The organism is Helicobacter pylori SA213A (genome assembly GCF_000476275.1).
GTDB lineage: Bacteria > Campylobacterota > Campylobacteria > Campylobacterales > Helicobacteraceae > Helicobacter > Helicobacter pylori_CL.
In genome coordinates this window covers 1-1,205 of record NZ_CBOM010000053.1, presented here as the reverse complement: position 1 = coordinate 1,205, position 1,205 = coordinate 1, and the positions used below count along the sequence as shown (strand labels likewise).

The window sequence follows — 1,205 nt, the reverse complement described above, 5'->3', positions numbered from 1 at the left end:
TTTTCCCTTTTTAAAAACACCCTAAAAAACCACCACTAATAAAACACTGCTAACCATTTCAAAAAGAACTAATAGATAACATAATTATTTACAATAACATAGTATTAAGTTTTTCTATTTTATATACTTTTAAGCTATTTATATTTAAAATATGTTTAACAAAATGATAAAGGAATAAGCGATGATAATCACCATAGCTAACGAAAAAGGAGGGAGCGGTAAATCCACTTTGTGCTTGAACTTGTGCGTTCAATTATTGCTAGACAAGAAAGACATTGCCGCATTAGACACTGATAGCCAAAAGAGTTTGGAAGTGTTCAACAATATTAGAAGCGAAACGAGTTTGCCTAATTTCACGCTCTTTAACCGCACAGGTAATATCACAGACACCTTAAAACAGATGACGGATAAATACGAATACATCCTTATTGACACTAAGGGCGAACATTCCAAAGAAAGCCAAAGGGCTATGCTATTGAGCGATTGGGTGCTAATACCCACCACGCCAAGCCAACTAGACACAGCGGTGCTATTAGACATGCTAGAAAGGATTAGAGACATCCAAGCGTTGAATGAAAACTTAAAAGCTTGTATTGTGATGAACCGCATCCCTACTATCCCTACTCTTAAAGAGAAAAAAGCTCTCATTGATTTTATCAACCAAAATAACGCTAATGAAAGCGTGTTTTTAATGGATAATCTATTAAGCGAAAGGATAGCTTATAAGCGTTCGGTGAGTGAAGGTATGGGCGTGATGGAATACAATGACAATAAGGCTAAAAACGAATGGTCTCAATTCTATGATGAATTGATCGGGTATTTAGGGGGCAAAAAATGAAAGGGTAGAATTAGTTTAATTCTAAATAACGCTTAATTGTGTTATGATATTAAAAACAATCTACTTTAAAGGATAAATATGGAATTTAAAAACACTAAAAAAGACAGGCTAAGCGATTTAGAAAACCGCTTTGAGAATGCCAACAAGCATGAAACAAATCAACATGAAAAAGAAGACAGGAAAAAAGCCCACACGCTCTATATTTCAGAGAAAGTGATGAACAGCGTAGAAGAGTATTTGAATGAATTTGGAGCGTTCAGGGAAAATAAAAGCGTGTTTGTTCAAGACGCTATTGTTTTTTATTTAGAACACAAGAAAAAAGAAATGAAGCAAATGCTTTTAGATAAGGCGAGCAAGTTGTGATTTT

2 protein-coding genes are annotated in these 1,205 nt (G+C 34.4%); both read left to right on the top strand.

Features of this window, described 5'->3' with window-relative positions; all coding sequences use genetic code 11:
• Positions 1-181: 181 nt before the first annotated feature.
• Positions 182-838, top strand: coding sequence for a ParA family protein (locus QT74_RS07830; protein ID WP_000587412.1), 657 nt, complete (start codon positions 182-184; stop codon positions 836-838).
• Positions 839-916: 78 nt separating this feature from the next.
• The gene (locus tag QT74_RS07825) at positions 917-1,201 is read left to right on the top strand and encodes a hypothetical protein (RefSeq protein WP_000394655.1); all 285 of its coding nucleotides are present in this window, start codon (positions 917-919) and stop codon (positions 1,199-1,201) included.
• Positions 1,202-1,205: the final 4 nt, after the last annotated feature.